The sequence below is a fragment of the Catonella sp. genome, from assembly GCF_057250765.1.
This window is the reverse complement of the sequence record NZ_DBHIEC010000001.1, coordinates 185,547-207,354: the sequence shown is the minus strand read 5'-3', so window position 1 is coordinate 207,354 and position 21,808 is coordinate 185,547. Positions and strand designations below refer to the sequence as shown.

19 protein-coding genes are annotated in these 21,808 nt (G+C 37.4%); 14 read left to right on the top strand and 5 right to left on the bottom strand.

Features of this window, described 5'->3' with window-relative positions; genetic code table 11:
- The first annotated feature begins 15 nt into the window (after positions 1–15).
- Together ACO6HM_RS00925 and ACO6HM_RS00920 are read left to right on the top strand one after the other, a co-directional pair.
- Entirely contained in the window at positions 16–1,050 is a 1,035-nt protein-coding gene (locus ACO6HM_RS00925) for a M42 family metallopeptidase (RefSeq protein WP_485389332.1), read from the top strand.
- A 1-nt stretch (position 1,051) separates the two neighbouring features.
- Positions 1,052–1,891 (top strand): aldo/keto reductase, encoded by an 840-nt coding sequence (locus ACO6HM_RS00920; protein ID WP_485389331.1) that lies wholly within the window; start codon positions 1,052–1,054, stop codon positions 1,889–1,891.
- Between the two features lies 1 nt (position 1,892).
- Here the strand turns inward: ACO6HM_RS00920 and ACO6HM_RS00915 are convergent, their stop codons facing one another.
- Complete coding sequence (locus tag ACO6HM_RS00915; protein WP_485389330.1) at positions 1,893–2,639, bottom strand: spermidine synthase; 747 nt, start codon at positions 2,637–2,639, stop codon at positions 1,893–1,895.
- A complete protein-coding gene (locus ACO6HM_RS00910) occupies positions 2,632–3,375 on the bottom strand; it encodes a DUF975 family protein (RefSeq protein ID WP_485389329.1) in 744 nt (247 codons plus the stop codon). Before ACO6HM_RS00910 ends, ACO6HM_RS00915 begins: the two co-directional genes overlap by 8 nt.
- A gap of 304 nt (positions 3,376–3,679) precedes the next feature.
- Here ACO6HM_RS00910 and ACO6HM_RS00905 point away from each other — a divergent pair, with 304 nt between their 5' ends.
- Entirely contained in the window at positions 3,680–7,237 is a 3,558-nt protein-coding gene (locus ACO6HM_RS00905; protein ID WP_485389328.1) for a hypothetical protein, read from the top strand.
- 281 nt (positions 7,238–7,518) lie between these two features.
- Here the strand turns inward: ACO6HM_RS00905 and ACO6HM_RS00900 are convergent, their stop codons facing one another.
- Together ACO6HM_RS00900 and ACO6HM_RS00895 are read right to left on the bottom strand one after the other, a co-directional pair.
- A complete protein-coding gene (locus ACO6HM_RS00900) occupies positions 7,519–9,132 on the bottom strand; it encodes a response regulator transcription factor (protein WP_485389327.1) in 1,614 nt (537 codons plus the stop codon).
- 13 nt (positions 9,133–9,145) lie between these two features.
- The gene (locus tag ACO6HM_RS00895) at positions 9,146–10,888 is read right to left on the bottom strand and encodes a sensor histidine kinase (protein ID WP_485389326.1); all 1,743 of its coding nucleotides are present in this window, start codon (positions 10,886–10,888) and stop codon (positions 9,146–9,148) included.
- Between the two features lie 202 nt (positions 10,889–11,090).
- On the opposite strand from ACO6HM_RS00895, the gene ACO6HM_RS00890 reads away from it, so the two are divergent.
- The 4 genes from ACO6HM_RS00890 (at position 11,091) to nth (ending at position 15,109) form a co-directional block, all read left to right on the top strand.
- Positions 11,091–12,425, top strand: a complete 1,335-nt coding sequence (locus ACO6HM_RS00890; RefSeq protein ID WP_485389325.1) for an ABC transporter substrate-binding protein — start codon at positions 11,091–11,093, stop codon at positions 12,423–12,425.
- 72 nt (positions 12,426–12,497) lie between these two features.
- Entirely contained in the window at positions 12,498–13,376 is an 879-nt protein-coding gene (locus tag ACO6HM_RS00885; RefSeq protein ID WP_485389324.1) for a carbohydrate ABC transporter permease, read from the top strand.
- Positions 13,377–13,390: 14 nt separating this feature from the next.
- Positions 13,391–14,230 carry a carbohydrate ABC transporter permease gene (locus ACO6HM_RS00880; RefSeq protein ID WP_485389323.1) on the top strand — a complete coding sequence of 280 codons (840 nt, stop codon included), beginning with the start codon at positions 13,391–13,393 and terminating at the stop codon, positions 14,228–14,230.
- 234 nt (positions 14,231–14,464) lie between these two features.
- A complete protein-coding gene (gene nth / locus ACO6HM_RS00875; protein WP_485389322.1) occupies positions 14,465–15,109 on the top strand; it encodes an endonuclease III in 645 nt (214 codons plus the stop codon).
- A gap of 130 nt (positions 15,110–15,239) precedes the next feature.
- Here nth and ACO6HM_RS00870 read toward each other — a convergent pair whose 3' ends face one another.
- Positions 15,240–15,887, bottom strand: a complete 648-nt coding sequence (locus ACO6HM_RS00870) for a hypothetical protein (protein WP_485389321.1) — start codon at positions 15,885–15,887, stop codon at positions 15,240–15,242.
- 264 nt (positions 15,888–16,151) lie between these two features.
- Between ACO6HM_RS00870 and ACO6HM_RS00865 the strand changes: the two genes are divergently transcribed.
- From ACO6HM_RS00865 to ACO6HM_RS00835, 7 genes are all read left to right on the top strand, one after another.
- Positions 16,152–17,684 (top strand): VanW family protein, encoded by a 1,533-nt coding sequence (locus tag ACO6HM_RS00865; RefSeq protein WP_485389320.1) that lies wholly within the window; start codon positions 16,152–16,154, stop codon positions 17,682–17,684.
- A complete protein-coding gene (locus ACO6HM_RS00860; RefSeq protein ID WP_485389319.1) occupies positions 17,681–18,658 on the top strand; it encodes an AIR synthase family protein in 978 nt (325 codons plus the stop codon). Before ACO6HM_RS00865 ends, ACO6HM_RS00860 begins: the two co-directional genes overlap by 4 nt.
- Before the next feature lie 111 nt (positions 18,659–18,769).
- Positions 18,770–19,255, top strand: coding sequence for an Lrp/AsnC family transcriptional regulator (locus ACO6HM_RS00855; protein ID WP_485389379.1), 486 nt, complete (start codon positions 18,770–18,772; stop codon positions 19,253–19,255).
- Positions 19,252–20,430, top strand: coding sequence for a pyridoxal phosphate-dependent aminotransferase (locus tag ACO6HM_RS00850; protein ID WP_485389318.1), 1,179 nt, complete (start codon positions 19,252–19,254; stop codon positions 20,428–20,430). Before ACO6HM_RS00855 ends, ACO6HM_RS00850 begins: the two co-directional genes overlap by 4 nt.
- A gap of 19 nt (positions 20,431–20,449) precedes the next feature.
- On the top strand, positions 20,450–20,923 hold the full coding sequence (locus ACO6HM_RS00845) for a chemotaxis protein CheX (RefSeq protein WP_208429622.1): 474 nt from the start codon (positions 20,450–20,452) through the stop codon (positions 20,921–20,923).
- Position 20,924: 1 nt separating this feature from the next.
- Positions 20,925–21,419 carry a tRNA (cytidine(34)-2'-O)-methyltransferase gene (locus ACO6HM_RS00840; RefSeq protein ID WP_485389317.1) on the top strand — a complete coding sequence of 165 codons (495 nt, stop codon included), beginning with the start codon at positions 20,925–20,927 and terminating at the stop codon, positions 21,417–21,419.
- A gap of 65 nt (positions 21,420–21,484) precedes the next feature.
- The gene (locus ACO6HM_RS00835) at positions 21,485–21,727 is read left to right on the top strand and encodes a DUF6465 family protein (RefSeq protein ID WP_485389316.1); all 243 of its coding nucleotides are present in this window, start codon (positions 21,485–21,487) and stop codon (positions 21,725–21,727) included.
- Positions 21,728–21,808 lie beyond the last annotated feature (81 nt).

Sequence of the window (21,808 nt, the reverse complement as noted above, 5' to 3'; positions counted from 1 at the left end):
AAGAGGATGAATAGTATGAAAAAGATGAATGATGCCGAATTTTTAAGAGAATTTCAGGATTTGCTTGCCATTGACTCTACTACAGGACAGTTTAGAGAAATACATAATTATATGGTAAAAAAGATTAAAAGTCTTGGCTATAAGTGCATAGAGACCAGAAAGGGAGGAGTTCTTGCCTGCCTTGGTGGAGAGGGAGAGCCTCTTGTAATAACTGCTCACCTTGATGACATAGGTCTTATGGTTCGTCACATAAAGAAGGATGGAACACTGATGGTCTGCCCTGTAGGAGGACTTCACGCTGAGTCTGCTCTTCACGAGAATATAAGACTACACACCAGAGATGGCAAGATTATCACAGGAGCCGTACAAAGAGACAGGGCTTCAGTTCATGTAACTCCTGATAAATACTTTGAAATAGCTCCTAAGTACGAGGACAATGTAGTGGTTATACTTGACGAGGATGTAAAAAGCGATAAGGATACAGAGGCTATTGGTGTACAGGTAGGCGATATGATAGCCTTAGAGCCAAGGTATATGTATTCAAACGGCTACATCAAGGCCCGCTTCATAGATGATAAGGCTCAGGTTGCTATTCTCATAGAGATAATGAAGGCTCTTAAAAATGAGGGACTTAAGCTAAACCGCAAGGTATATATGTATTTTGCTGCCTATGAGGAAATAGGACATGGTACCTCTTGGCTTCCTGACGATGTGGTTGATGTGCTGGGTGTGGACATAGCCTGTGTGGGACCTGAGCAGACCACAGATGAGAGAAAGGTGAGCATTTTCTGCAAGGACAGCCGCTTCCCATATCATTATGAGTTGAATAATGAGCTTATAGAGGCGGCGAAGAAGGCAGGAGCAGACTATGTACTTGACATCTTCACCCCTCATTATGGCTCTGACGGTGATACTTCCATAGTTGCAGGACATGATATCCGCCACGCCTGTGTAGGACCTGGCACAAGAGCAACCCATGGCTACGAGCGTTCTCACATAGATGGAATGAACAATACCTATGCCCTCATTCTTGCCTACATTACGGAGTAATATGATACTTAGAAATGGAATAGATATACCTGATATAGGCTTTGGCACCTGGAATATCCCCTACGGAGAGGTCTGTGAGAGGGCGGTGTTTGAGGCAATAAAGGCAGGTTACAGGCATATAGACACAGCAGGAGCATACGGGAATGAAAGAAGTGTGGGACTTGGTGTAAAAGCGGCTCTTAGCGAGGCGCTTATAGAGAAGAGGTCTGATATTTTTATAACAAGCAAGCTATGGAACACGAACCGTAGCTATAACAAGGCTTTTAGGGGCTTTGACAAGTCTATGAGAAACCTGGATTTAGACTATATTGACCTCTATCTCATACACTGGCCCGCCAATAAAGTACGCTATAAGAATCCCTCCGAGATAAATGCAGTGGCCTGGCAGGCTCTTGAAGAGCTATACGAAGATGGCAGGGTAAAGGCGATAGGAGTGAGCAATTTTCTGCCTCACCACATAGAGGAGCTAAAAAAGAGTGCAAAAGTTCTGCCTATGGTCAACCAGATAGAGCTTCATGTGGGGTATATGCAGGAAGAGGTTGTAGAATACAATAATAACAACGGAATAATCACAGAAGGCTACAGCCCCTTAGGTACAGGGGCTCTCCTTGAAAATGAGATATTACGGGAGATGGCTAAAAAGTATCAAACTACAGTTCCTAACATATGCATATCATTTCTAGGGCAAAGGGAGATAATTCCTCTTCCAAAGACTGTTTCACCTGATAGGATGAGTAGCAATCTCAGGCTCATAAGGCTTGAAGAGGAAGATATGGAGATTCTTAATAAACTGCCCTATATAGGGGGACACGCACATAACCCTGACGATGTGGACTTTTAACTTAAATGGGACTGTCTGAAGCAAAAATCAGACAGTTCTGTTTTTCGTTTGCAGGTACATCATTACGGCATTTGCAAAACCTCGTATACTTAAATATCTGCTTAAGGTTGGCGAGGATTGAAAACAGAGGATAGGCAGATTCGCCAGCCATAGCTGTTATCATATTTGCCACATAGATTCCACCGGGAGTCAGCCTGTTTTTTATTAGGCTTATAGCCTCGTAGCTCATAAGTCCCTCAGCAGGAGAATCAGAGATATAGGCATCATTAAAGATGACATCGTAGGACTTAAGCATGGTTGAAAGGAATTTCAGCCCGTCCATGACATAGATTTTAAGTCTTTCATTTTCATGAAGATTATATTCTTCATAAAGTTCATCCAAATAAAAATACTTAAATGCTACATTTACCATTACTTCATCAATCTCAACCACATCAAGGGTTTTTTCAGGGAAACGGCTTATGAAGTATTTGGGATAGGAAAAGCCGGCTCCGCCAAGAAGGAGGCAGTCTTTTAAGTTCTTATTTATTTCAAAGACATCGTTGAAGCCAATGGCATACCTAAACACAAGGTCATTTCTGTGAGCCTTATCAATGTATGTGGCTGATTCCCTTGCGCCATTTACAAGAAGAAGGCGGATAGCTTCGCCGTCTTCAGTCTTTTCTACAACTTCAAGATCATTATTTCCATAACAGCTTGCGGTATGTATTACCCTTCCGTTATCAAATAAATGTCTGAAACTAACCATAATAACCACCGCCGTTTTTAAAGAAGTTGTCACTAAACATACCTTGGTCATTGTAAAAATCACCGTTTTTAATAGCTAGGTATAGCTCAGCATTGGTAGCGTTTACATAAGGGAATACATAGAATATTCCAATTATATAAAAGGTAAATGCTGAGAGTACAAGCCAAGGTATGAAACTAAGATCAAGTATAAAGGCGTTTAACTTTTCTCCGTTCATCATTTCCATCGACAATCTGATAGCGCCATCAGCATCCATATCTGGATTTTCAGCTAGTATAAAGGGTACTAGACGATAGGAATAGGACTTAATTATCCCGGGAATGATGAATAGCAGGCTCCAAAGGAAGATGTAAATATCCTTTAGGAACATGGTCTTTACTATGTTGATATAATTCGTCTTAAATGCATAAAATATAGTACCAACTTTAGGATTGCCATTGTGGTTATCTATGAAAAATCTTTGGAACCCGACCTCAAAGGGATTATATACGAGAGCCTTTAATGCAATCCCAATTACTCCCATGATGATTAACAGACCTAGGAAGATTGAAGTAAGTGAATGTAGCTTGCCAGATAAATCTCCTGTAAATATGGCTGTAGCCCTATTTATATTTGGGTTGGAAGTATCAAAGAAAAAGGACAAAAGAATAAAAATCAAGGAAACGACTACTGTTTCCGGGTAGTTATTTTTGAATGCTGCTTTCGCATTTAATTTGAGAGTTTTCCTTGTCCACATAGGCGCCCTCCTGAGGAATTTTCTTAATAGAATAATAATATAACAATTATGATAAATGTTCAAGGAATTGTTGATAATATTTCCGTATATCACCTAATAAATAGGAACTATATATTCAATTTAAGAAGAAAACAAAAATTGAAAAGAAAGCAGATTGTTTGCTACTAATGAGAAAAATTATCATTAATAAAAAGCTGTTGAACTTTCCTTTTTCTATTGGTATGATAGAACGGCTCGTCATAATGAAGTTCATTTTCATTATTATTTGTATCTAATAACCACTATTTAATCATCAGGAGGAAAGATGAGAAGACTAAGTAAAAACATAGCCGCAGCGCTGATTATGACTATGTCGTTAAGTATGTTGCCGGCTCAGTTTCAGCCTGTAGAGGCAAGTGCAGCACAGGCAAAGAAGGTTGCGGTTAAAAAGACAGAGATTACTGTAAGCACAAACAAAGCCATCAAGAATGCATTAAAGAAGAAGAGCATTAAGAGAATAATCTTAAAGGCCGCTTCTGCAAAGAGATTAAGCATACCAAGGGGAAACTACAAGACTAAAACTCTGGTAATTAACTTAGCTGAAAAATCTAAGATTCATATAGCTAAGGGTGCTAAGTTTAAGAAGATTATTTTAATCGGAACCGTTAGAAATGCGGGACTTATCATAGATGAAAGCGGCAATAAGCTTGAGCTTTCTTCTAAAGCTAATTTAACAATAAGTGGTAAGGCTTCATACGCTGAGCTTACATTTAAGCCCGGTGCAGAGCTTGCAAAGATTACTTCAAAGATAGAGCTTATAGCCATCAACAAGACTAAAAAGACTGTAAAGCTTGCGATTGCAGGAAGTACCATTGCGGTAAAGTCCGGAGATACCTATGCATCTTCTAACCTCAACATTGAAGAGGATGAGACTGCTCAGGGTGCTGCCAATATAGGAAAAACTGAGGAAGGCTCAAAGACTGGCGAAAACGGAGCTTCAGTAACAGATGAGCCTACTCCAAGTGGCATCTTCTTTGGCGGTAATGCTTATGTGGTAGGCGGCAATGCATCAAATACAGGAAGCTCTGCCAATAATGGTGGTTCATCAAATGCAGGAGGTTCTGTTAGTAACGGTGGAAGCACTGAGAAAAAGATAGAAGCTGTTAAGCTTGTAAATGAAGCAAGAACTAAGATTATAGATGCAACAAGTTTTCAGAGATTTGTAGTGGTAAACTTTGAAAAAGGCTACACAAAGGATAATACTGCCGTATATGTAGACGGAGTTGATGTTACATCTGAGCTTACTCCTGTGGATCAAGAGGGTACTATTGTAAAGTGGGAGGTATCTTCACTTAATCCTGCTGAAGTTAAGGTTGTAAGCAAGGCAGACAATAAGGTAAGCCAGACTGTTAAGCTAAATAGAGACGCAGATGCAGGCGAGGTTGTAGCGCCTGTACTTACTACTGAGGCTAAATCTCCTAAGTATATCATAGGTTATGGCAAGGTTGCTGTTTGGGACTACTACCTTAGCAACTACGATGACGAGGGAAAGCTTCGTTACAAGCCTAAGACAACTACATTTGACCTAAATCTTGCAGCTACAAGAAAGGTAACTGAGAAGCCTTACCATACGGTGCCTGCTGTTGAAGAGGGCAATGTAGAAGTGCAGTTTAATTATACTGATGAGGCTGATAAGACCTGGTTTGACAGAATACCAGCCACAGGAGCGCTTCAGCTGGTTTCAGACAATGAAAATCAGACAACTCTTAATAAAGAGCTTGTATATACCAAGTCATTTAAGGAGCATCATGGAAAGACTGTAGCGGTGCTTAGCGTATCTACCAACCAGTCTAACTTTAGAAGCAGAGGCTATTACAGGATAAGGATTAAGTCTGCTGAAAGTAAGGCTATTCTGGTTCGTGTTAAGGTTGAGGGCAAAGAAACTCCTGAGTTCCTCTTAAAAGAGCCATCTGTGCAGTCAGGCAAGAATCTTCATTTTGCAGTTAAAAATGTAGTGGTTGGCCTGGAAAATCCGATTGAGAAGGTAGAGCTCATACTTCCAACAGGTGAAATAAAGACACTTAGATATATAAGCGATTATTTTATGTTTAATGGCCTCTTTGTGCTTTATAACGATGTTACAAGGGGTAAGGAAGAAGATGGAAGTAAGGGTGTAAACAACATTCCTTACAACGGAAATTATACCTTAAGAGTTCATTTTAACAGCTATAAGACAATAGATAAGGTATTTAAGGTAACTGACGGAAAAGACACCGACAAAAAGAACGATGAGACTACCCCTGACAATAAAGTTGTAGCACTTGGAAGCAAATCAAGCCTTCTCTCTGTTGAAGGAATGAAGTTTGATGCAGTAGCAGGAGCATCGAAGATAAGTACAGGTTCAGACGGCAACCCTTCTAGTGGCGGCAACTCTGTATCTGCTAATATCATTTTCAACACGGACCTCGTTGCCAATGCTGAGATTTTTGAAAAGCTCGGTATAGACAATGCTTATGCAAAGGGCATAGTTGACAGGTTTGAAAAGGATATGACCAATTATATAGCTGTCTATGATGAAGAGGGCAAGGTGTTCTATAATTGGGAGTATTATAATGATGCAGTAAATACAGCAAGGACAGAGGGTAAGTATTTAACATTCTCAGAGTATGTTAAGACACCTAATGTTAAGACTACGAGCAGACTTACAAGAGTAAAGGAAGTGCTTGAAGACAACCTTCTTGGTGAGCTTGTGATGGATGGAAGCTACCTTGGAAAGAGTGTTGAAGGCTTTACCTATCCATCAGGAAGTGCGATTAGGGTGGATGAAGAACTTGTAGTATACGCAGATAAGACATATCTTTCAAAGATTATAGCTATGTATGCAGGTGAGAATAAGAACTATCACTATGGAGCAAAGAATACTGCTTATGCATTAAAGGATGATGATTATAAGATAGATGGCGACAAGCTTATCATAAAGGGCTCTGTGTTCATCACTAACAAGTATTATCCAAATTATGGAAAGAATACTATAACAGTATATGCAGACGGATACCAGCCACAGACAATAGAGGCTACAGTGTCTAAAGCACAGGAGAAGCCTGTAGAGCCAAAGCAGCCAGAGACTCCTAATAAGCCTGAGAATCCTGATAAGGGTGGTCAGACTGAGAGCGGATTAAAGAGCCTTGAAAGAACTAAGGGAAACCTTCATATGGGTGGTGATGATGGAGAACTTACCATAGGTTCTGGTTTTGCTGTAAAAGATGCAGGCGAGTGGCTTAAAAGTATTACGGCAATTACTGTAGACGGCGTTAAGTACAGCAATGTAGGTGATCTCGGTTTTCCTAATAAGGTAAAGGAAAACCAGTATGGCTTTTCCTGGGGGATGTTAAAGATACGCAGACCTAACAATAACAAAAAAGAAGTTGCCCTTGTGATAGAGTCAAGCATTTACAAGAGCTATACAATTATCTTTGATAACAGCTCTCCTTACTCAGCAGACATTATCAGTATGGAGGAGACAAAGAAAGCTGAAAATACAGAACCTGCCTTTACTGAGGCTAGGTATAACGGAGCTTACGGAGTGCATGAAATAATCATAAACCCTAAGCGTGAAGACCTTCTTAAGTCAACAGCAGTTAAGATGTTTGTAAAGGGCAGTGACGGTACGTATAAAGAAGTTGTGAATGATTCTATAAAAGTTAGGACAGGTCTTGTTGAGATAAAGGATTATAATAACAGACGCTTCCCAACTGCCTTAGGAAATCTTATTGTTGAGGGCGAAAATGAAGTAAAATTTGAGTTTGATGGTGTTAGTGAACCTGTAAATGTAGTGCTTATAAGAACAGGAAAATATACTTTCAGACTTTCATTAAAGAAATAATGGGAAATTTCTAAGAAAGTATTGAGATGATTTAAGCAATCAGGCTTCGGTTATAAAAGTAACCGAAGCCTAGATTTTTCATTACTTTGAGACGAGTATTTTCAACGGTAAGAGCCATTTTCAGCTATATGTACTTGGATATAGCTAAACGTAATGGTGTTCTCATTAAAGTGAGTCGTATAGTAAAACTTAGGTATAATGAATAGAAATTAAACGGGTTAACAGCTAAGGATAATGTTGTACAAATAACTATGGATTATTAGGTTTGTAACTAAAAAGTCTTATAGCATTTGTCTTATATAAAGCGAAGGAGAAATACCATAATGCTTTTTGAAGCATTTGCTAAAATATAAGGAATCTGTAAAACCTACAAGTGATGATACCTGTCCTAAATTAGTACATCCATTATCGAGATAATTTTTTGCAGTAGCCATTCTTTTCTGTGTTATAAACTTAATTAGAGGAATTCCCATTTCCTTATGAAAAAGCCTACTAAGATAATTATCATTTATATATATCTGTTCACTTAACCATTTAACTGATAATCTTGGGGAGGCAATATTCTTTTCTATTAACTCAACACATTTGTCGGAAATATATTTACCACTTGAAAATTTGTTTGTTTGTATAAAGTCAATGATTTCTACATAGTAACCATTCAAAAATGAGGAACATTCCTCTGGGATATTCAGACTAACTATGTCTGCAAGAGGAGCAAAATGGGGATCGAAAACATCTTGCAGTGATATTCTATTCTCTTGTAGATACATTAAACCTGTCATAACAAAGTCAACACGTAACATGCTAAATGTATCAAATGCTCCTCGAATAATAGGTATATTTAGTGTATTTTCAATATGTTTAAATAATTCAATTTTATCACCTGCTCGAAGCAAACGAAAAGTCTTTGTACGCACAGAATCTAAATCTGTTTCAAAATCAAATGAATGCTTTAGGTATTCATCAAATGATATAATACCTTTATCTACTACATAAGAAGTATACTGAGACAAAAATTTCGTATCATAATAACATCGATAAATATTGTTAGCGCCACTGTATTTCCTGCTGAAAAATACAGTTACTGACAGGTTTAGGTTAAAAAGTAGGCTGTCCTTTAAAAGCTTACATAGATATTCAATACTAGGTTCAAGTGGCGTGGTTTTACTTGAATGTCCTATTAAAATATTAAACTGACAAAAAGGATCAGTGAACACAACACAATTTGGGAATTCGTTTAGGGTATCTTCAATAGATTTGGAAATTGTTTGCATTAGTTCATTTGCAACGCTTTCGGCTCTATACCAAAATCCTGAATTATTAATATGTATTGCAATCATTTGAAATTCTTCTCCACATACAGGAATACGGTAAAAAGTAAATTTCTCTAAAATTTGCTTTTCATTAAGCATTTGACGGCCAGACACTAACCAATTTAAGAACTTATCTCTTATCATGCGTTCGTTTAGCAATGCTTTATTATATAAAGTGTTAACGTAATTCTCATGTTCGCGAGAAGAATTAAGTATTTCAAGAATTCTAGTAATTATTTTTTCAAGCTTTATGGGATCAATAGGTTTAAGTAAATAATTATTAACACCTATGTTAAGAGCTCGCTGAACACATCCAAAACTATCATTTACAGTTAGAAGGATGCACTGGATAGATGGATATAGCGCTTTGAGTTTTTCTATTAGTTCAAGGCCGTTCATGCCTGGCATGTTTATATCGCAAATTATTACATCTGGGATTGAATTTCTGATTAAATCTAATGCGATATTTCCATTTGCTGCATCAGGGAGAAGATCAAATCCGAGATTCTTCCAATCTAAGATTTGATGCAGTCTGCGGAGAATAAGTAAATCATCATCAACAAACATAATTTTGTATGCCATAAATAATCCTTTCTTATAAGACTTTAGGAAATCTTATTGTGACCTCAGTTTTCTTGTTTTCTACTGAAGAAACTTCAAAATGGAAATTATCACCAAATTTTAGTTGAAGTCGCTCTTTTATATTTTTTAATCCAAAATGCTTTGGAAATGAGGGCGATGTTGGCAAAAAAAGTGAGTTAAGTATGTTTTCGGGAATACCTTTACCATTATCACTAATAATAATAAAAATATTATCGCTTTCGGAAAATCCTTTAACGTAAAGCCTTCCACCAGTTGTATAGCCACTAAAGCCATGAACGACTGAATTTTCAACGATAGGTTGAAGCAACATTTTTAATATTTTAAAATCCAAAACTAGAGGATCAATTTCTATATTATAAGTAAACAAATCTGGTGATTTGATAAGATGTATCTCCAAAAAATTTCTAATCAAATCGATTTCTTCGTGTATTGTGATGATGTTTCTTCCCTTACTCAATACATAACGATAGTATTTACCAAGATGGTATATCATTGAAATTGAGGTGTCATTTTTTTTATCTGTTATTAGGCTACTAATGTTATCAAGGCAATTATATAAAAAATGTGGATTAATCTGAGCTTGCAAAAGCCTTAGCTCAAATTCTTTCTTTTGATTTTGTTCATTATAAATACGAATAGTTAATTCCCTGATGCTTTCGTTCATATTATGAAAACGTCTAGCTAGAAGGCCAATTTCATCATTTGATTGTATAGGAATAGGATAATCAAAATGTCCTTTACCAGTTTCATCAACATAAGTCGCAAGTTCTGTAATTGGATGTACAATACTCTGCGCAAGTAGTGATGATAAAATTATAGAGATAAAAATAATGAACAAACCTATTAATAATAGCCACAATGCTAGATGTAAAGCTTCTTTGTAAATTTGGTTATAATTCATTTCATAAATAACTCGATAATTTCCAATATTTGTGCGAGATATCATAACCAGTTTATCAATAGATAGTGGTTGAATTGTTCTGCTTTGCGAAGAAAAATTTATCAGGTTTTTAATATATTCTGGAACAGAGGAGTGTAATTCCTTTTTGTTATCAGAAGAGATAATTATTCCAGAATCGTCAGTTAGCAAAAAATTATCATCCATATTATCTAAAATTGGAGCGTAAGAAGCATGAAAAAGAGACTCCCTAATGTCAAAAACGAGCACTCCCAAACAAAATCCAGTTTCTATATCAATAAGAGATTTTGAAATAGATATTGAATTTTCGTTGTTTGGAGAAAGCGATGGACCAAACATGATTTTTCCTTTTTTTGAAATAATCTCTTTATAACGTATATTCATCACATCATCAGGTTTATAAATTTCATCAGTTTTAACATTAAAAACTTTATCATCGAAGGTTTGAATATATCCGCCAGAAATGAGGTTTTTAAGATTCATTACGTTATGTATGCAAGAATGCATAGCAGAGGAAAATAGATAACTTCCATATGCATTGAGTGGATACTTATTTCGAATGGCTTCATGCAAGCTGGAGTTTGTAGAAAAAGCTTTAACATTATCTATAATATTGGAAAGAATTTGCTCAGTTTGAACAGTTACAAGTTTTAACTTATCCTCCGAGTTTTTTAATGACTCGTTTTTTTCATTTCTAATTAGAATTGAAATTGAAATACTTAAAACTAATAAAGTTGATAATATTGTCAAAGGAAGAAAAAGCATGAGTATTTTTTGCTTTAGCTTTAAGCAACTCCAAATTTTTCTAAATTTCATCTTACTCTCCTTGAATTGAATGTGTTAGCGAAAAATAATTTGTAATAGTTATTATATAGTAAAAGTAAGCTGTTGAAAATACATGATTAAAGTTAATTTTTTATTTTTCCATACAAAGGAGAAAAATTCCATTCTATTTTAGTATGAAAAAGAGTAAGATAGTAACAACAAAGATAACAGGTATATGAAAGGGGGAGTGGTTATGATTAAAAACAAAAAAATTCTATCAATCATATCATTAGGATTAACTATGGCTATAATAGTGGGTTGTTCGGGAGAGGTTAGTACGAAAAACAGCAGTGTGCCAAAAGAAACTACTGAAAAAGTAAAATTGAATGTTCTATTCAACAATACAGACGAAAATGTAGAAAATGAAATGAAGTATGTCATGGAACATTTACATGAGAAACTTCCCAATGTAGAAGTAAACCTTGAAATGACTCCTGGTGATGCACAGACATATGAAACTAAGGTGCGTACTATGATTTCTGCAGGTGGTGAAGGACTTGATGTTTGGTGGGAAAGAGGAGGTAGTTGGGCTACACCAATTTTGGAATCTGAAAGTGCACTAAAATTAGATGAATATCTAGTAAGTAGTGGTTATTGGGATAAGGTAATTCCTTCAGCTAAAAAACCTGCAGATGACGGTAATACATATTCAGTACCTTTTGAAGATATTGCTTATGAAATTATTTTATATAACAAAAAAATATTTAAAGACAATAACCTAGAAGTTCCTAAAACAGTCGCAGAATTGAAAAATGTGGTAGAAATACTTGTCCAAAATGGTATTTTGCCGATATCTGTTGGAGGAAAAGATGGATGGTGTGCAGCAATGATGGTTGAAGGTTTTGCTTATTCTATAGACCCGACAATTACTGAGAAAATTGTTGAAGGAAAGGCAAAATTTACAGATGAACCATATACTGAAGCGTCTAAGGTTATGAAAGAGCTTCTAGACATGGGGGCATTTTCAAAAAATGTATCACTGACAGGAATAGATGAAGCTCTACCTCTATTTGAAACTGGGAAAGCAGCTATGATGGCGAATGGGTCATGGGCAGTTGCTTCTTGTGCTGAAAAGATGGGAGAAGATTTTGGTTATTTTTATTATCCTGTTATAAATGATGGTGATATTGATAAATATGGCAAAAATGTTGCTGGTGGAGTTAAGCAGAATTCGGGAATGATGGCATATGCTGGTACAAAGTATCCTGCTGAGGCTGCAGCTCTTTGTGAAGCAATTGCAGAGCTTAGGTGTCAGTATGTGTATGAAAAGAAAGGAAATCCATTTACAGTCTATAAAGCTGATAAAATGGGATGGAAATATGATAATGAGTTCGCTGAACCAGTAGCAAAATTAGCAGATGATATGCAGAAATTTGAGTTTGTGTATGGACTTGTACAGGATGTAATGCCTACGGCGGCAGCTTCTTCAGGAGTTATGCGCTCGACAAGTAAATTCATGACAAATACTTCTGATTATACAATAGAACAATACCTACAAGACATGGATAAAGCAGCCAAAGAAGAGTAATACTGATGTGAAAACGGCCAGGTATATTATCTGCAAAGGTAGTATATCTGGCTATTTAAAAGGAGACTATCTATGAAAGGTATACTTGAAAATAAAAAATATATTTTTTTATTATGTTCCCCAGCAATGTTACTATTATCAGCGTTTGTAATTTATCCACTATTAAGCATTATTGTAATGTCAATGCAAAAAACTAATGGACTAACAACTGAAAAATTTGTGTGGTTTCAGAATTTCAAAACATTAATTAATAATACATCATTTATCAAGGCGAATTTTGCATCTATAGGTCTTTGTATACTTGCGGTCATCTTTAATGCAATTTTAGCGGTAGTTGTGGCGGTGTTGATGTGTACATTAGACATACGAGTACAGAAAATACTAAGAACGACTTATATTATACCACTTGTGCTCTCAATCTCTGTAATATCTCAATTATGGCTTACAGTTTATCATGCAGACTGGGGACTTTTGAATCATATCTTGAAGGGAATAGGCCTTGGTTTTCTTCAAAATGAATGGCTTATTAATCATAAGACAGCAATGATTTGTGTAGCAATTGTTGGAATGTGGTGGATGTTTGGAATGGATTTCTTGATGGTATATTCGGGAATAAAGGCAATTCCTGAGAACTATTTTGAAGCAGCGAGTCTTGATGGAGCTGGTTTTTTTGATACAGTACATTATATTACATTGCCCCTTTTAAAAGATGTTATAAGTACTTGCGTTACAATTTCTGCTATTGGAGGGCTTTTTACATTTCCTCAAGTGTATATTATGACACAGGGAGGTCCTGGTGATTTAACACAAACAGTTATGATGTTTATGTATAATCAAGCATTTTCAAATCAAAGATACGGAATGGCTGCAGCTGTAGGTGTAGTAGTTATTCTAGAGACTTGTGCGATCATATATTTGCTAGGGAGAATTTTTAGGATAAAAAAGCGTTGAATAGGAGATTGATAATGAGAATAAAGCAAAAATGGATAAAAATAATACTAACAATTATTTTTGGACTTTGTGCAGTAACCTCTGTATATCCACTTGTTTGGATGTTCATAAATTCATTTAAAGATACTGATGAGATTATGACAGGAGAATCTTTTGGACTTCCACGCATATGGAAGTTTTCAAATTATACTGATGCAATTTTTAATAGAAATATAATGCGATTCTTTATTAATAGTGTTATAACAACAGGTGCAACGTTAATTCTAACGGTGACAGTATCTCTCATGTTTTCATATGCGTTGACTAGGATGAGATGGAAATTTTCTATAAAAATGCGAAAAATTGTAACTATTGGAATATTATTACCGTCTCAAATAGTAATTGTTCCGATTTTTATTATGCTTCGTAGAGTACACTTAGTAAATAATCCAATTTCTCTGATCTTAACTATATCTGCATTTAATATAGGGATATCTACATTAATGTGTAGCAGCTTTTTGTCTGGAATTCCTGCAGAAATGGAAGAAGCAGCAGTTATGGATGGCGCTGGAATTTTAGATATTCTTTTCAGAGTAATTGCTCCTATTATAAAACCTGCAATTGCAACAATGTGTATTAATACATTTATTAATAGTTGGAATGAGTTCATATATGCTTTAGTATTAATTGGTGGAGAAAAGTATAGGACGTTACCAATAGCACTAATGAATTATTCATCTGGTAAGTATGGAACGGATTATGGAGGAATGTATGCTTCAATGGTAATAACCAGTATTTTACCGGTGATGCTATTTATTTTTTTTAGCAATCAAGTAGAAAAAACATTTACTGCAGGCGCTATTTTGAAAGGATAATAATTGTAAAAATCAAGGATTATAGTTTCTATGATAAAGATAAAATGTATTATGACAATGAAGCGTGAATTTAGTTGACGTACCAGGCTTATGATAAGCCTGGTACGTCAACTTTTGAGTTTTTCATTCTTTGATTAAAATAGTGAAAGTAAATTTCCGCCTCAACACCTCTAGACTACAATTTACTTTTGTGATATATTAGGTTGTGTCAAATTAAATTTTATTGGAGCGAATATGAAGAAACTATCAAAGAAGGAAAAAGAGAGGATTGACGAGATAATACGAAGGCTTATAGAGCGCTATGGGGGCGAGAGCCGTACCTATCTTCTGTACGAGAATGCCTGGCAGTTACTCTTTGCAACCATACTTAGTGCCCAGTGTACAGACGCCAGAGTAAATATGGTTACAAGGGATTTGTTTAAGAAATACAAGACTCTGGAGGATTTTGCAGGAGCAGACCTTAAAGAGATGGAAGATGATATTCACTCTACGGGATTTTATCATAATAAGGCAAAGAACATCATAGCCTGTGCAAGGATGCTTCTTAGTGAATACGGAGGGGTTGTCCCTGAGGAGCTTGAGAAGCTTATAGCGCTTCCGGGAGTAGGGCGAAAGACTGCCAATGTAGTCAGAGGGAATATATTTAACATTCCAAGCATAGTTGTCGATACACATGTGAAGAGAATATCAAAGAAACTTGGGATAACAACTACTGAAGACCCGGTTAAGGCAGAATTTGAGCTGATGGAGGTACTGCCTGAAAGCGCGTGGATAATATGGAATCTGGATGTTATTGCCCTTGGTAGGGAAATCTGCACAGCCAGGGCTCCAAAATGTGACAGATGCTTCCTCTCAGATGTCTGTCCATCTTGCAAGTGATTATATAGTGATGTGGATGTCAAAAGCACAGCCGTAGCAATCCTGTATCATATATAAAAAAACATCAAAAATAGAGCTTAAATTTAGCAAAAACTCCTATTGTATGAGAGGAGAGGTTGAGATAAAATAGTTAAATAGAGGTTATTTGGTTGATGATATTTTCCCTCCTAAGCTCATCAAAACACTGGCAGGCTTCCACGAGGTCACTAATGCCAAGTTCGTTGCCATTATTACGGTAGATTTTAGCCAAGGTGATAAATACATCTTCTATGTCGGACTTGCAGGAAACAGCGTAAGTAAGGACTTTTTCAGCAGCTTTCTCTTCGCCGTTTTCATAAAGGAGCTTACCCCATTTTGCAAGCAGCCTTGAGAGCTTTGAGGAATTTTCATCATACTGGATTAGGATTTGAAGGTTTGCAACCCCGTATTCCATCTTGATGTCGGTGTTACTCATGTGCCCAAGATTTAATATTTTCTTGTGGCTGAGAGCGATTATCTTCTGCTCGCAGTCAAGGATTTCGCTCTTTGTGAGTTCGCTTAAGCCCTCAGGGAGTGAATATGAAGACTTTACCTCGTCATAGCTTCCTGCAAAAGGGAGTTCATCTAGAGGAATAACTGTGTAGTCGAGGTCTGTGAGGTCGGCTTTTCTGGTAAAATTTGCCTGACGCTCTCTCTCGAGGAAGCCTTGGTTATCCTCGGTTTCGATTCTGGAATTTTTCTGGGTCTCATATCTTACCCAGAGAACGAAAAGTATGATGAATATAAGGAAAATAGGCATATTGACCTCCGTTTATGAAAAATAATTTTTTTTGCAGAATTTCATATTTTTGACACTAAATTATTATAGCATATACAGTGTTAATGGTCAAAAGGCTTGATATAAATGAAAATGAAGTTTGAAATATATTTGGAGGGGTAAAATGGATTTTAATAATAAAAAAAATCAAAAGCTGATTTCAAAGATTATCATCATAATAGTAATATTATCGATGCTAATCCCAATGGTGGCAAGCATGTTAGGTAATGTATAAGAGGAGTAAAAATGAAAAGGGAAAGTAAATCTAAGAGCAAAAGCAGAAGAAGTAGTAAAAGAAACAGAAAAAAGAAGTTAATTATTTCGATTTATGGGATATTGGCTGTACTTGTTATCACCACTGCCGGACTTGTGGTTACCGTATCTGCGCTTAGCTCCAAAAAAGAAGGAATCATCTGCGAGGGCATAAGGGTAAACGGAATAGATGTTGGTGGCAAAACAGAAGAGCAGGCAGAGAAAATAATTGCTGATTATGTTGCTAAGGTTCAGAGTAAAGAACTTGTGGTTTCTGTTACCGAAAACGGTGAAGTACAGGGGACTGAATCGGTTTCGCTTAAAAACTTGGGAGTAAAGGCAAAGAGCCATAACATAGTTGAAGAGATATCTAAGATTGGCGAAGTTGGCAATATTATAGAGAGATACAAGGAAATCAAGGAAGCAAAGGAAAATAAGCCTGAGTACAATCTTGAGTTTAGCTATGATTCTAAGAAAATTGATAGCTTTGTGAAGTCTGTTGCTAAAAAATATAACATAGCACCGGAAAATGCTACTCTTACAAGGACGAATGGACACTTTGTAGTAGGAGGCGGTAAAAATGGAAGAAGCCTCAATACAAAGGAAGCAGCATCCATAGCAAAAAAAGATGTAAAAGCTTATATAGAGTCACTTCCAGAAGGAATTGACAACACTAAGAAGGCTGAGTTTACACTTTATACCAAAAAGCCTAAGTATGGAAAAGAAGAACTAAGCATGGTAACAGATCTGCTTGGTACTTACACTACCAGATTCAATCCTGCAGGCGGAAGAGGACAGAACGTAGCAAACGGCTGCAGATTGATAAATGGCTCAGTTCTTATGCCGGGTGAAACACTTTCTGCTAATGCCAAGATGGCGCCATACACGCTTCAGAATGGCTACGGTATGGGTACAGCCTATGTAGAAGGCAAAATAGTTCCAGATATGGGAGGAGGTATCTGTCAGGTATCATCAACGCTTTACAATGCGGTGCTGTTCTCAGAACTTGGAGTAGTCCAGAGACAGAACCATTCTATGAGCGTTGATTATGTGGACTTGGCAAGGGATGCAGCCATTGCAGGAACTTGGAAAGATTTAAAATTCAAGAATACGACAGAATATCCGATATATATAGAGGGAATAGCAAATGGCGGAATGATTACCTTCAACGTATACGGACATGAGACCAGAGATGTGGCTCATAGAAAGGTCGAACTCGCCTCAGTAGTGCTTTCAAGGGAAAATGGAAGCAGGGCACAGCTCTATAAATATATCTACAAGGACGGAGTGCTTGTTGACAAGGTGCTTGTTAATACCAGCTCTTACAGACCTCACGAGTATGAGATAGAAGCTGCTAAGAAGAAGGCTGAGGAAGAGAAGAAAAAGAAAGAGGAAGAAGAAAAGAAGAAAGAAGAGGAAAAAGAAAATAAATCTTCCGAAAATAATGAAAACAAAGACAAAAATACCAGTCCGAAAAAACCGGCACCAAGTGACGGTGATGATTCGGAAGAAGGAATTGAAGGATGATAGAACTTCCTGATTACATTTACGAAAGAAGTGTACTTAAGCAGTTATACTTGAAGGAGGAGAGTAGGCATTTGTTCCAAAAGAATGCCTACTCTGTCTCTATATCCGGGGGAAAGAAAGACGCCCAATTCTTTGCTGAAGCATCAACCCTTCTTACCTTTAAGGAGAATCCGATTCTAAGGGAGGAAGATCTAAATGACATCTTAAGGAAGCTTATGTGTGCGGGCGGAAGCCTTGAAGAACTAAGGGTTCAAATCGTATTCAAGGGAGAGTTTAAAGAGAGTGAACTTAGACAGTTTTCTTCCTCCCTAAAGTCTGTCTCAGACGGTCTTGGAGCACAGATTATACGTGTGTCGGTAAGCTTGTGCGATACTGGTGAAACGGAGCAGACAGTGTTTATCTTAGGCAGTGGGGCTATAAAAAGCGCTTCTGAAGCACCCTGGAAGAGAGGTAAGCTTTATCCCGGGCAGGACATTATTCTTACCGGAAGCCTTGGAAAATACGGCCTGACAAAGCTTTGCAGTGAGAACCTTGAAGAGCTTAGAACCATTTATCACGAGCCTTATATAGAAAAGCTTAAGAATAAGAGGGCAGACAGACTTCCGATTATTGAAACGGAAACAGCAGCGTTTTATAGGACTACTGCAATTGTGCCTTTGGGAGCGGGTGGCTTGCTTTCGGGACTGTGGAGCTTAGGCGATAGAGAAAAGACCGGACTTATGGTATATGCGGACAGACTTAGTTATGAACAGGAAACTATAGAAATTTGTAATCATTTTAACCTCAATCCCCTTATGCTTAACTCGAAAGGCTCCTACCTTCTTGCTACTGATATGGGCGAAGAGCTAGTCTACGCACTTAGGAATGCAGGCTTACTTGCCGTCTGCATAGGCAGGGCTTTAGAGGATAAGAAGAGAGTCATAGTCTTTGATGATGAGGAGAGATTCATAGAGCCACCGAAATACAGTTACTAATATAGAGAACTATTACCAGTTGAAATGAATTTGCACTTGTTGAAATGTTAAAGTTATAGTATTATATTACTATATTTGTTTTGTGAGGAAAGTTGCATGGAAAATAAAAAGTTGAGACTTGAGATATTAAGGGCTATTGAGAAAAACAGTAAATTATCCGCAGAAGACCTCGGCGCTATGCTTGGAGTATCTGCAGAGCTTGTAAGCGGCGAAATTAAGGCTCTTGAAGCAGAGAGAATAATATGCGGTTATCCTACATTTGTAGACTGGGAAAAAATAGACGATAATGAAACTGTGACTGCCCTCATAGAGGTAAAGGTTGCTCCAAAGAGGGATGAAGGCTTTGATTTTATGGCAAAGCGAATTTATCGTTTTGAAGAGGTTTCTTATGTCTATCTTATGTCTGCCGACTATGATCTTATGGTTATAGTTGAAGGAAAGAGCATGAGAGATGTAGCTAAATTTGTACATAGCAAGCTATCCCCACTTGAATCAGTCATCAGCACTGAAACGCATTTTGTGCTTAAGAAGTACAAAGAGCACGGCATGAGTTATGTGGAAGAAGAAAAAGATGAAAGAGAGTTAATTACACCTTGAGAGAAATATTAAACAACGCTATTCAGGAGATAAAGCCGTCAGGCATAAGGAAGTTCTTTGACATAGTAAGCGAGATGAAGGATGCGATTTCTCTGGGTGTGGGCGAGCCTGACTTTCAGACACCCTGGCATATAAGAGAAGAGGGTATATATTCACTTGAAAGAGGTAAGACGCATTACACCTCCAATACAGGTCTTAAAGAACTTAAGGAAAATATCTCCGAGTACGTGAAGAGAAAATACAACCTTGACTATGAGGCTAAAGATGAGGTCATTGTTACAGTAGGTGGCAGTGAGGCTATAGATATAGCCCTTAGAACCATGCTTGATAAGGGGGATGAGGTGCTTATTCCGGAGCCTTGCTATGTATCATATCTGCCTTGTACTCATCTTGCAGGGGGAACGCCGGTGTCTATACCGCTTAAGGCAGAGAATGAGTTTAAGCTCACAAGGGCAGAGCTCGAGGAGTATTATACAGACAGGACAAAGATTTTAATAATGCCATTTCCAAACAATCCCACAGGTGCCATTATGACAGAGGAAGAGCTTGCACCTATTGTGGATTTTGTAATAGAGAAAGATATATTTGTAATTACAGATGAGATATATTCGGAGCTTACCTACAAGGGAAAACATGTGTCTATAGCGGCATTTCCCGGCATGAAGGAAAGAACTGTTTATATAAATGGATTTTCAAAAGCCTTTGCTATGACCGGTTGGCGTATGGGTTACGCTGCAGGCCCTAAGCGGGTTATAAGCCAGATGCTTAAGATTCACCAGTTTGCTATTATGTGCGCGCCAACAACAAGTCAGTACGCAGCCATAGAAGCACTTAAAAATGGTGATACAGATGTAGAAAACATGCGGGAGGCGTACAATCAGCGCAGAAGATTTCTTATATCTGAACTTAAAAGGATAGGAATAGAGTGCTTCGAACCATTTGGAGCATTTTACATCTTCCCTTGCATCAAAGGATTTGGAATGACAAGCGAGGAGTTTGCGACAAAACTTCTCGAAGAGGAGAAACTTGCAGTAGTACCGGGGACAGCCTTTGGAGGATGTGGAGAGGGATTCATAAGGATATCTTATGCATATTCCATTGATAATCTAAGGATTGCAATGTCAAGAATAGAAAACTTTGCTAAGAGACATTTGAACAAATTCGGTACCAAATAAATAACATGGAGGTAGAAAAATGGCAGGACTCAGTGTTGAATACATCAATCCCTTCCTTGCAGCAGCCACAACCATACTTAAACAGACTTGTATGATTGAAGCTGCTATTGGCAAACCGGGTTTGAAGGATATGAAATTTTCACACGATTCACTGATAATTATTATAGGAATAACAGGTGACGTAAGAGGACAGGTAATTATAGAGTTTAACAATGCGGTAGCCTGTGATATAGCAGGAAAAATGATGATGCAGGGACCACTTCCTGAGCTTGGTGAAATAGGCTTTAGTGCCATCTGTGAGCTCGGCAATATGGTGCTTGGCAACGCGGCCACGCTATTTTCAAGTCAGGGTATAGGCATAGATATTACACCTCCTACGGTTGGAATGGGGGATATGAGCTTTAGTGCTTCATTTACCAAGAATCTATGCATTCCTCTTACCTATGATGGAGATAAGTGCATCAACATGAATATAGCAATAACAAGTGACTGATATGAACATAGTATTACACGAGCCGGAAATACCGGCAAACACAGGGAATATTGGGAGAACCTGTGTGGCTACGGGGACAAGCCTTCACCTTATTAAACCCCTTGGATTTGACATTTCGGATAAGGCTGTAAGAAGAGCAGGTATGGACTACTGGAAAGAATTAGACTTGCACGTATACGAGAACTTTGAGGAATTTGTAGAAAGAAATCCCGGAGCAAGGATATACATGGCTACCACTAAGGCTAAAAAAGCTTATACTGAAGTAGAATATACAGAAAATGACTTCATTATGTTTGGCAAAGAAAGTGCTGGCATACCGGAGGAAATTCTGGTAAAATATGAAGAAACATCAGTAAGAATACCTATGATAGGGGAGATAAGGTCACTTAACTTATCAAACTCGGTATCTATCATTCTCTATGAAGCCCTGCGTCAGCAGGATTTTGAAGGAATGAAACTTAAAGGTAATCTACATAGGCTAAAGTGGAGCAGATAATTTGGTGGTAAGGCGAAAGCCTTTCGACATAAAGGAACTGTAGTTTATTTTTCGAAGGAGGAAGTATGATTATTAACAGGGAAGCAGACAAGGAAGCAACTGTGGGGATAGAGCTTAATACTTACTTTGAATTTAACGGCATGCAGATTAGCTCTGATGATTTGGTTCAAAGAACCAGAGCAGCTTATTTAGCTGAGGGTAACAGCATTGATGATGTAAAATCAGTAAAAATCTACATCAATGCAAATGAGCGTAGAGCTTATTATGTAATCAATGATAATGCGGAAAATAAATACATCGAGTTTTAAATGATTGCGTAATACCTTGGGGCTGCTTTTAGCAGCTCCATTTTTATGCAAATGCCATAGATGTAGCAGACACGGGGATAA

What these genes read in the sequence shown, in the direction of transcription:
- ACO6HM_RS00925 (WP_485389332.1), top strand. Translation starts at nt 16, where the DNA reads ATGAAAAAGATGAATGATGCCGAATTTTTAAGAGAATTTCAGGATTTG.
- ACO6HM_RS00920 (WP_485389331.1), top strand. Translation starts at nt 1,052, where the DNA reads ATGATACTTAGAAATGGAATAGATATACCTGATATAGGCTTTGGCACC.
- ACO6HM_RS00915 (WP_485389330.1), bottom strand. Translation starts at nt 2,639, where the DNA reads ATGGTTAGTTTCAGACATTTATTTGATAACGGAAGGGTAATACATACC.
- ACO6HM_RS00910 (WP_485389329.1), bottom strand. Translation starts at nt 3,375, where the DNA reads ATGTGGACAAGGAAAACTCTCAAATTAAATGCGAAAGCAGCATTCAAA.
- ACO6HM_RS00905 (WP_485389328.1), top strand. Translation starts at nt 3,680, where the DNA reads ATGAGAAGACTAAGTAAAAACATAGCCGCAGCGCTGATTATGACTATG.
- ACO6HM_RS00900 (WP_485389327.1), bottom strand. Translation starts at nt 9,132, where the DNA reads ATGGCATACAAAATTATGTTTGTTGATGATGATTTACTTATTCTCCGC.
- ACO6HM_RS00895 (WP_485389326.1), bottom strand. Translation starts at nt 10,888, where the DNA reads ATGAAATTTAGAAAAATTTGGAGTTGCTTAAAGCTAAAGCAAAAAATA.
- ACO6HM_RS00890 (WP_485389325.1), top strand. Translation starts at nt 11,091, where the DNA reads ATGATTAAAAACAAAAAAATTCTATCAATCATATCATTAGGATTAACT.
- ACO6HM_RS00885 (WP_485389324.1), top strand. Translation starts at nt 12,498, where the DNA reads ATGAAAGGTATACTTGAAAATAAAAAATATATTTTTTTATTATGTTCC.
- ACO6HM_RS00880 (WP_485389323.1), top strand. Translation starts at nt 13,391, where the DNA reads ATGAGAATAAAGCAAAAATGGATAAAAATAATACTAACAATTATTTTT.
- nth (WP_485389322.1), top strand. Translation starts at nt 14,465, where the DNA reads ATGAAGAAACTATCAAAGAAGGAAAAAGAGAGGATTGACGAGATAATA.
- ACO6HM_RS00870 (WP_485389321.1), bottom strand. Translation starts at nt 15,887, where the DNA reads ATGCCTATTTTCCTTATATTCATCATACTTTTCGTTCTCTGGGTAAGA.
- ACO6HM_RS00865 (WP_485389320.1), top strand. Translation starts at nt 16,152, where the DNA reads ATGAAAAGGGAAAGTAAATCTAAGAGCAAAAGCAGAAGAAGTAGTAAA.
- ACO6HM_RS00860 (WP_485389319.1), top strand. Translation starts at nt 17,681, where the DNA reads ATGATAGAACTTCCTGATTACATTTACGAAAGAAGTGTACTTAAGCAG.
- ACO6HM_RS00845 (WP_208429622.1), top strand. Translation starts at nt 20,450, where the DNA reads ATGGCAGGACTCAGTGTTGAATACATCAATCCCTTCCTTGCAGCAGCC.
- ACO6HM_RS00840 (WP_485389317.1), top strand. Translation starts at nt 20,925, where the DNA reads ATGAACATAGTATTACACGAGCCGGAAATACCGGCAAACACAGGGAAT.
- ACO6HM_RS00835 (WP_485389316.1), top strand. Translation starts at nt 21,485, where the DNA reads ATGATTATTAACAGGGAAGCAGACAAGGAAGCAACTGTGGGGATAGAG.